This window comes from Arthrobacter sp. Hiyo1, assembly GCF_001263615.2.
Taxonomy (GTDB): domain Bacteria; phylum Actinomycetota; class Actinomycetes; order Actinomycetales; family Micrococcaceae; genus Arthrobacter.
Genome location: NZ_DF952470.1, coordinates 27,033 through 36,129 on the forward strand (window position 1 = coordinate 27,033; position 9,097 = coordinate 36,129).

Sequence of the window (9,097 nt, forward strand, 5' to 3'; positions counted from 1 at the left end):
GCGAGCTGTCCAGGCCGCTCGTGGCCCTGCGCGGCTGTGAGCTGGCGCTTTCGGCCAGGAGCGACTGCACTTCGGCCAACAGCGGGCGCCGGCCTTCCATGGTCACGGTGATGCAGGTGCCGGACACCGGCTCGCGTGTCCGGGACACAAAAAGGCCACTGGGATCGGCGAGGCCTTCGATTCCGGCTTCGTTCAGGTCGAAACAGCGACGTCGTCCGTGGCCCCATAGCGGTTCTTGACGGCGCGCAACAAGCGCAATCGCGAATGGCGCTCGCCTTCGAACTGGCACACGACGTCCACCAGATGCTCCAGGAGACGCGGACCGGCAATGGAGCCGTCCTTCGTCACGTGGCCAACCAGGAGGGTGGTCATGTTGCGGCGCTTTGCGGCGGCGATGATGGACGCCGCGACTTCCCTGACCTGAGAGACTCCGCCCGCGCTACCTTCGACGTCGGCGCTGCTGAGGGTCTGTACCGAGTCCACGATCAGCAGCTTCGGCTCGAGCTTCTCCACTTGCCCCAGGGCCTGCCCGAGGTCCGTTTCCGCCGAGAGATAGAGGGTATGAGCGACCGCGTCGATCCGTTCCGCGCGGAGCTTGACCTGGGCCGCCGATTCCTCACCCGTGACGTACAGGACGTCCTGGCCGGTGCGGGCGAACTTCGCCGCGACATCGAGCAGGAGGGTGGATTTCCCGACGCCGGGTTCCCCGGCAAGAAGGATCACCGCGCCGGGAACCAGCCCTCCGCCCAGGACGCGGTCCAGTTCGTCGACTCCGGTGGGCAGGAATGCGGCCGTGGTGCCGTCTACCTCGGCAATCCGGCGAGCCGGCTCCAAAACCGTTGTGGCCGCCGTCGTACGCGCTACTGTGGCGCCCGTTTCCTCCACAGTGCCCCACGCCTGGCACTCGCCGCAGCGCCCCACCCACTTGACAGTTGTCCACCCGCATTCGGCACATTTGTACGCGGGTGTCTTGGAGGTGCGTGAGGTCTTGGAAGCCATGCGTACAAGGCTAGTGGAGGGGTAGGACAGTCAAGCGCGCCTCACTGCAAGGAAGGAAGCACGTCCCGGGCTTCCCGGGGGTCCATGCCCGCGGCTTCGAGCAGGTCCACCATGAGCGGGCGGAAGAGCATCACCACTGTTTCGCCCTCGAGCTTCTGGACGTGAAGCATTTTGGGGTGCAGCCGGGTGGCAATGTCGGCCAAGTCCTGCCGTGCGCCGCGCAGGTGGGCCCGGCGGGCGCCGTCGTGCACTTCCGCGAGGCCGAGCGACAGTTCCTCGACGGCGGCGGACGTGTCCTGCAGGACCTCCGAAATGCTGTCCGTCGCCTCGTCGGTCAATGCTGCATGGTTGATGGCGCTCGTGAGCCGCCGCGCGAACACCCGGCTGTTGCGGAGGGCGAGGTCGATGGAATCCAACGACTCCTCCAGCATGGTCAGCTCGTCGCGGTGCCGCCGGTACGCCGGGGCGAGCGTGGCCACTTCACCGGATGCCTTGAGGGATTGGCGCATCCGGTCCACGAGCGGCTGGCAATTCCGCCCCCGGATGAGGGCATGCCAGGCCTGGGTGGAGTCGCTGTTGATCAATGCGTCGGCACATTCACGGAGGACCTCCGAGAGTTCGTGCAGGAGTTTGCGGACGTCCTGGCGCGGCTCCCTGCGCGGGTCCTTCGGGACCAGCATGGTAACCAGCAGCGCGAAAACCCCGCCCACAACGGCGTCGATGCTTCGGGTGAACGGCCCGCCGGCCGGCGCGGGCAGCAAGACCACGAGAAGCGATTGCAGGCCCAGTTGGGTGGTGAAGATGGTGCCACTGTCCAGGAACCGGGCCAGGAGGATGGAGAAAAGGAGCACGACGGCGGCTTGCCAGATTCCCGAACCCAGCCAGTGGAGCAGAAGATCGCCGATGACGATCCCGAGGGTGCAGCCAAGCCCGACCTCCACGACCCGGCGAAGCCGCGGATCCCGCGAGAAGCCGAGCGCGATCAGCGACGAAGTCGCGGCGAAAAGGGGTCCTGAGTGCCCAAGGATGTATTCAGCGAACGCGTAGGCGCCCACGGCGCACACGGTCATCTGGACGGCCGGGACCAAGGAGTTCCGGCTGCGGACGAAGCCAGTTCGCAGCCGCGCCCGCAGGAATTTCTTGCTCGCTGAAAGTCCTTGGGGGGCGGTCATGGCTCAAGTCTATTCAGGAGCTGCCTAGTAAATGAGGCTCGCCGAAGGAACCGCAAAGTGAGGGGCGTCACTTAATCCCTTATGACTCGCCAAGCGCAAGGGTGACGCTGCACATGTAAGCCAATGGTCCACAGCCGTTCACCTCCCGTTCACTTTGGACCGCCGATCCCTTTACCTGCGACTCCTACCGTCGATAAAGGTACAAACACGTACGCAAATCTTTCGTATGCCGACTTTCTCCCTCGGTACGCATCAGAGAATCCCTGGAAGGGGTACATCCCAGTGAAGGCAACTCGCTTCGGCCGCAACGCGGCAATCGCGGTCCTCGCAGTCGGCGCCCTTGCGCTGACCGCTTGTGGTTCAGACAACGCAACCGGCGCCCCGGCAGCCACCCAGAGCGCCGCAGGCGTCAAGGTCACCGGCACCCTGACCGGCATCGGCTCTTCGGCGCAGGGCGCCGCAATGGACGCTTGGAAGACCAACTTCGCTTCCGCGAACCCGGGTGCCACGGTCCAGTACTCCCCGGACGGCTCGGGCGCAGGCCGCAAGGCCATCCTTGACGGCTCCGCGCAGTTCGCAGGCTCCGACGCCTACCTGAGCGACGCTGAACTGGCCACCTCCAAGACCAAGTGCGGCACCGACGGCGCCATCAACATCCCGGTGTACATCTCCCCGATCGCCGTTGCCTTCAACATCCCGAACGTCAAGGACTTGAAGCTCGACGCCGACACCGTTGCGAAGATCTTCCGCGGCCAGATCACCAACTGGAACGACCCGGCAATCGCCGCCCTGAACGCCGGAGTCACCCTTCCGGACCTCAAGGTCACCCCGGTCAACCGCTCTGACGACTCCGGCACCACCCAGAACTTCACGGACTACCTGGCATCTGCTGCTCCCTCTGTCTGGACCGACAAGGCTGCCGGCCTGTGGCCCGCGTCCCTGAAGGGCGAGAACGCCAAGGGCACCTCCGGCGTCGTCAAGACCGTCACCGACACCCCGGGTGCCGTGACCTACGCTGACGATTCCGCAGTCTCCGGCAAGCTCGGCACCGCACAGATCAAGGTTGGCTCGGACTTCGTCAAGATCTCCCCGGCCGCTGCCGCCAAGGCTGTTGAACTGGGCAAGCCCGTTGCAGGCCGCCCGACCGGCGACCTTTCCATCAAGCTTGACCGCACCACCACGGATTCCTCCGCCTACCCGGTAGTCCTGGTTTCCTACCACGTCGTCTGCACCACCTACGACAAGAAGGAAACCGCTGACCTGGTCAAGGCATTCGAGAGCTACGTAGTCTCCGACGCCGGCCAGCAGGCCGCTGCCGGCTCCGCCAAGTCCGCTCCGCTCTCCAAGGCGCTGCAGGACAAGGCAAAGGCCGCTGTTGACTCCATCAAGGCCAAGGCCTAAGGACCACAATGGAGTAGTGGTGCCGCGGACCGCGGCGCCACTACCCTTGAATATCAACGTTCCCCGTCCCGCGCTGGTGAAACATCACCGGACGGGGCGGGGAACTTGGCCATTTTTGAGTGAATCTGAAGGATCGTGAAGTGACCACCAACTCCTTGACCACTTCCCAAGGTGCCGGACGCGCCGGGGACAAGGTCTTCTCCGGAGCCACCCTGGCCGCGGGATGCCTGATCCTCGCGGTTCTCTTCGGCGTCGCACTTTTCCTTGTCATCCAGGCCATTCCGGCCCTTGTGGCTCCACCCGCGGACATCCAAGGCGGCCACGGCTTCTTCGCTACATCGGGCCGATCGTCGTCGGGACCCTGATTGCCGCCGTCATCGCGCTTGTGATCGCTACTCCGGTAGCCATCGGCGTCGCGCTGTTCATCTCCCACTACGCTCCCCGCAGGCTTGCCTCGGGTCTCGGCTACGTGGTGGACCTCCTCGCGGCCATTCCCTCCGTGGTCTACGGCGCATGGGGCGCGGCGTTCCTTGCCCCCCAGATTTCGCCCGCCTACGGCTGGCTGGCCAGCAACATGGGCTGGTTGCCGATTTTCCAAGGCCCGGCCTCCGCTACCGGCAAGACCATCCTGACCGCGAGTATCGTCCTCTCCGTCATGGTTTTGCCGATCATCACTTCACTCTCGCGTGAAATCTTCCTGCAGACCCCGAAGCTCCACGAGGAAGCCGCCCTGGCCCTCGGCGCGACCCGCTGGGAAATGATCAAGATGGCTGTCTTGCCGTTCGGCCGCCCCGGTATCGTGAGCGCCATCATGCTGGGCCTGGGCCGCGCGCTTGGCGAGACCATGGCCGTCGCCCTGGTCCTGTCCTCCGGCGTCCTGACCGCAAGCCTGATCCAGACCGGAAACCAGACCATCGCCGCTGAAATCGCCTTGAACTTCCCTGAAGCCAGCGGGCTCAAGGTCAGCACGTTGATCGCCGCGGGCTTGGTATTGTTCGTCATCACCCTGGGTGTCAACATGATTGCACGCTGGATCATCTCCAGGCACAAAGAATTCTCGGGAGCCAACTAATGACTGTCACAGCCCCCGTGGCGCGCAAACGCTCCGCACTGACCAAGGGCCAGTTGCCGGCTTTCGCACCGTACGTCGTCCTGGCCGTCGCCCTGGTACTCGGCGCAGCGATCCTTGCGTTGATCGGCTTCAACGCCTTCGGCTGGGGCCTCGTGTCCGCGATCCTGTTCGCGATCGGCCTGGTCGGCTGGAGCGCAGTTGTCGAAGGCGGCCGCAAGGCGAGCGACAAGCTTGCCACCTGCCTGATCGTCGGCTCGTTCCTTGTGGCGCTGCTGCCCCTGATCTCGGTGATCTGGACCGTCCTCGTGAACGGCATCCCGGGCATCATCACCCCAGGCTTCCTGACAACTTCCATGAACGGCGTCACAGGTTCCCTCGACAACAAGAGCGTCGATGAAGGCACAAAGGTCCTCGGCGGCATCTATCATGCGCTTCTGGGCACCGTGCAGATCACCCTGCTTGCGACGGTCATCTCGGTTCCTGTGGGTCTGCTGACCGCAATCTACCTGGTGGAATACGGCAACGACCGGGCCCTCGCCCGTGCCATCACCTTCTTCGTCGACGTTATGACCGGCATCCCGTCGATCGTCGCAGGTCTCTTTTCCGCAGCCTTCTTCTTCGCCGTGGTGGGCCCCGGCACCAAGACCGGTGCGGTTGCCGCCGTCGCGCTTTCGGTCCTGATGATCCCGGTGGTGGTCCGCTCGAGCGAGGAAATGCTCAAGATCGTCCCGAACGAGCTCCGTGAGGCGGCTTACGCACTGGGTGTCCGCAAGTGGCGCACCATCCTCAAGGTGGTCATCCCGACGGCGATTTCCGGCATCGCGTCCGGCGTCACCTTGGCGATCGCCCGGGTGATCGGCGAGACGGCTCCGATCCTGGTCACCGCAGGTTTCGCCACAACGATCAACAACAACGTGTTCGGCGGCTGGATGGCCTCCCTGCCTACGTTCATCTACACGCAGATCCTGAACCCGACCTCGCCGTCAAACCCGGACCCGTCGAGCCAGCGGGCATGGGGTGCCGCGCTGGTCCTGATCATCCTGGTGATGCTCCTGAACCTCGGCGCCAGGCTGATCGCCCGGATCTTCGCCCCCAAGGCCGGCCGTTGAGCCGCCAGGCCACACGCAAACTTCCAACCACAGCACCGAAGGAACACCATGTCTAAGCGGATCGACGTCAAGGATCTGAACGTCTACTACGGCAGCTTCCTGGCCGTTGAGGGCGTCAATATCAACATTGAAGCCAAATCGGTCACGGCATTCATCGGCCCGTCCGGTTGTGGCAAGTCCACCTTCCTGCGCACCCTGAACCGCATGCACGAGGTGCTTCCCGGTGCCCGCGTTGAAGGCGAAGTCCTGCTCGACGGCGACAATCTCTACGGCCCCGGCGTGGACCCCGTGACGGTCCGCACCCAGGTTGGCATGGTCTTCCAGCGGCCCAACCCGTTCCCCACGATGTCCATCCGCGACAACGTGCTGGCGGGCGTGAAGCTCAACAACAAGAGGATCAGCAAGGGCGCGGCCGACGCACTCGTGGAGAAGTCCCTGCGCGGCGCCAACCTGTGGAACGAGGTCAAGGACCGCCTCGAGAAGCCCGGCTCCGGACTCTCCGGCGGCCAGCAGCAGCGGCTCTGCATTGCCCGTGCCATCGCCGTGGAACCGCAGGTCATCCTCATGGACGAGCCCTGCTCCGCGCTTGACCCCATCTCCACCTTGGCCGTCGAAGACCTCATCAACGAGCTCAAGGACGAGTACACCGTGGTGATCGTGACCCACAACATGCAGCAGGCTGCACGCGTTTCCGACAAGACCGCGTTCTTCAACATCGCCGGCACCGGCAAGCCGGGCAAGCTCATCGAGTTCGCGGACACCACCACCATCTTCAACAACCCGTCCCAGAAGGCCACGGAAGACTACGTCTCCGGCCGGTTCGGGTAACCACTCGGCTCCCTGGGAACCACGCGAAAAGCCCGACGCGGCAGTTACCTGGATAGGTGACTGCCGCCGTCGGGCTTTTTCGTGTTTGGAAGACTACAGCCGGACTCAGTGCGAAAGCGGTGAGAGCGCCAGCCCGAGGACGAACGCCACGGCGGCGGTAACGATCGGCGTCGCGACCCAGAACCCCAGGATCCGCAGCACCATCCGGCGGTTGGTGACGGAAAAGTTCTGGTTGGTTCCCGCACCAAGCACTGCCGACGTCACAGTGTGCGTGGTGGAAAGCGGCAAATGGAGGCCGATGGCACCGATGAACAACATCAGTGAGGTCAGGCTCTGGGCGATGAATCCCCGCATCGGGTCTACCCGCGTCAGCTTGTAACCCAAGGTGTACGAGATGCGCCAACCACCACAAAGCGTTCCCGCCGTGAGCATGACGGCCGTCAGCAGGATGACCCACAACGGGAGGTCGCTGGAGTCGGACACTCCGGCAGCCACGGCGCCCAACAGGATCACCGCTACGGTTCGTTGCCCGTCCTGCAGTCCGTGGCCGAGCGCGACCGCAGCGGCCGAGACGGACTGTGCGTGGCGGAAGCGGCCATGCACGACATCGGGCTGGGTGTAGCGGGCGGCCCATGTGACAGGCCACACGAGAAGATAGGCACCAAGGAAAGCAATCACGGGGGACAGCAGCAACGGCAGGACCACTTGCGCCAGCAAAATACCGTCTACCCCGTTGACGGAGCTGCCTCCCATCACTGCGCTTGCGGCTCCGGCGCCCACGAGGCCTCCTACCAAGGCATGGGTCGACGAGAGCGGCACACCGCGCCACCAAGCGTAGATTCCCCAAAGGATGGCACTGCACAGCCCCGCGGCGAGCATGGTCAGCCCGTTCATTCCCGAGGGGAGAACCACCCAGGACTGGCTGAAAACCAGCGCGAAACCGCCGCTGAGGAGCACGCCGGCAAAATTGAAGACCGCTGCCAACACAACGGCGACTGACGGAGTGAGGGCGCGGGTCCGCACGGAGAGCGCGACGGCGGTGGAGACGTCGCGGAAGCCATTCAGGAATGCGAAGCCAGCCGCCAGCACCACCACAAGGGCGAAGAACGCGACTGCCACCTCATGCTTCCTTGACGATGATGCTGCCTACCTGGGTGGCGATGCGCCGCATGTCCTTGGTGACGTCAACCAGTTGATTGGCCACGTCACGGTTCCGCGAAAACTGGGCGGACTTCATGTCGCGGAGCATCTCGGCCACCCAGGTCCGGTGGCTGCGCTCCGCACGCTTGGCCAGCCGCAGCACCTCGATCCAGTAATCCTCGAGTTCGTCCAGATCGTCCAGCTGGCGCATGGCATCAACCGTGAGTTCCGCCTGGCGGCTGATGATCTCCAGTTGGTCCGCCGCGCGCTTGGGCACCCGATCCAGTTTGTAGAGGGCCACGAGCTCACCCGCGGCATCCAGCTTTTCCATCGCCTCGTTGAGGAAGCGGGAGAGGGCGTACATGTCCTCGCGGGGGAGCGGGTTCACGAAGCTCGTGCGCATGTGGGTCAAGAGGGCGAAATGCAGATCCGTGGATTTCGCCTCGTGTTCGTGCATCTCCTCCACAAGCCGTTCGTGCTCCGAGACGGGAGCTCCGAAGATCTCAGAAAGCGTCCCGGTTGCCTCAAGAATCTGGCGGGCCATTTGCGACAACAATTGCAACCCGGCGGGTTCTTGGGGGAAGAGACGCAGCTTCATTTGGCTTCCGGTAGGCGGGAGGGATAGGGGTGGGGCGGCGTCTTCGCCGAAGGGCATAAAAATGGTGCCGAACCGGATACGCCTCTCGGCGGTAGGCCGCTCGAAGCGGCTATAAGTTGAAGCCCGGGGGTTTCGCGGTTCGACACCAGTTTCAGTTTTCTACGTCATCCGAGCTAAGTCAATCTTGACAGCTGGCGGCAGGGGTGGTTGTGACAGTCCCGCACCCTTATATTTCACGTCAGTCCAGCTCGCCCAGGCGCCAAGCATTGGCCGCGTGCTCGAGATCTTCCGCGGTCTTCACGAGCTGGTGGGAGTTCCGGGTCAGCTTGCTTGCGTGGCCTTCGTTGGAATGCTCTGCACTGTCCGCCAGGGTGGCTTGGCCCAACGCGACGACGCGGCAAAACGCGGCTGAGCGTTCCAGCGCGACGTCGAAATCGCCGTCGAACGCTCCCGAAAGGATGGCATCCGCCATCTGTTTCATTTCGTCCGCTCCCGGCGGCTCGGCTGCCCCCGCCACAACATGGGAAACCTGGGCGGTGTCCCGGCCGGCCTTGAAGTACACGGAAATGCGCTCGGAGTTCTGCATGGTGGCCGCGCGCAATGCATAAAGCCGCCACAATGCGCCGGGCAAAGACCGGGCGGGGCTCTCGGCCCACATCTCGGCAATGGCTCCAGGCCTTGCTCGTCAGCGAGTTTCACGAGGCGCCTGGTGATCTTGGGGTCATCGCTGTCCCGACCTCGCCGCACGAGCGCCTGGGCGGCAAGGTGAGCGGCTTCG

The 9,097-nt window shown here is 64.2% G+C and carries 6 protein-coding genes and 3 pseudogenes; 4 read left to right on the forward strand and 5 right to left on the reverse strand.

The window, feature by feature from the left end; genetic code table 11:
* Positions 1 to 999 (reverse strand): annotated as a pseudogene (locus AHiyo1_RS09085) (DNA repair protein RadA); the annotation flags it as partial.
* A 41-nt stretch (positions 1,000 to 1,040) separates the two neighbouring features.
* The gene (locus AHiyo1_RS09090; protein WP_059388350.1) at positions 1,041 to 2,171 is read right to left on the reverse strand and encodes an FUSC family protein; all 1,131 of its coding nucleotides are present in this window, start codon (positions 2,169 to 2,171) and stop codon (positions 1,041 to 1,043) included.
* Positions 2,172 to 2,453: 282 nt separating this feature from the next.
* On the opposite strand from AHiyo1_RS09090, the gene pstS reads away from it, so the two are divergent.
* The 4 genes and pseudogenes from pstS (at position 2,454) to pstB (ending at position 6,581) form a co-directional block, all read left to right on the forward strand.
* Positions 2,454 to 3,572 (forward strand): phosphate ABC transporter substrate-binding protein PstS, encoded by a 1,119-nt coding sequence (gene pstS / locus AHiyo1_RS09095; RefSeq protein WP_059388351.1) that lies wholly within the window; start codon positions 2,454 to 2,456, stop codon positions 3,570 to 3,572.
* Between the two features lie 140 nt (positions 3,573 to 3,712).
* Positions 3,713 to 4,644 (forward strand): annotated as a pseudogene (gene pstC, locus AHiyo1_RS09100) (phosphate ABC transporter permease subunit PstC).
* Positions 4,644 to 5,753 carry a phosphate ABC transporter permease PstA gene (pstA, locus tag AHiyo1_RS09105; RefSeq protein WP_059388352.1) on the forward strand — a complete coding sequence of 370 codons (1,110 nt, stop codon included), beginning with the start codon at positions 4,644 to 4,646 and terminating at the stop codon, positions 5,751 to 5,753. Before pstC ends, pstA begins: the two are co-directional and overlap by 1 nt.
* A gap of 48 nt (positions 5,754 to 5,801) precedes the next feature.
* Complete coding sequence (gene pstB / locus AHiyo1_RS09110; RefSeq protein ID WP_059388353.1) at positions 5,802 to 6,581, forward strand: phosphate ABC transporter ATP-binding protein PstB; 780 nt, start codon at positions 5,802 to 5,804, stop codon at positions 6,579 to 6,581.
* A 105-nt stretch (positions 6,582 to 6,686) separates the two neighbouring features.
* Here the strand turns inward: pstB and AHiyo1_RS09115 are convergent, their stop codons facing one another.
* From AHiyo1_RS09115 to AHiyo1_RS09125, 3 genes and pseudogenes are all read right to left on the reverse strand, one after another.
* On the reverse strand, positions 6,687 to 7,700 hold the full coding sequence (locus AHiyo1_RS09115) for an inorganic phosphate transporter (RefSeq protein WP_059388354.1): 1,014 nt from the start codon (positions 7,698 to 7,700) through the stop codon (positions 6,687 to 6,689).
* Between the two features lies 1 nt (position 7,701).
* A complete protein-coding gene (locus tag AHiyo1_RS09120) occupies positions 7,702 to 8,319 on the reverse strand; it encodes a DUF47 domain-containing protein (protein WP_059388355.1) in 618 nt (205 codons plus the stop codon).
* 238 nt (positions 8,320 to 8,557) lie between these two features.
* Positions 8,558 to 9,097: pseudogene (locus tag AHiyo1_RS09125) on the reverse strand (hypothetical protein); the annotation flags it as partial.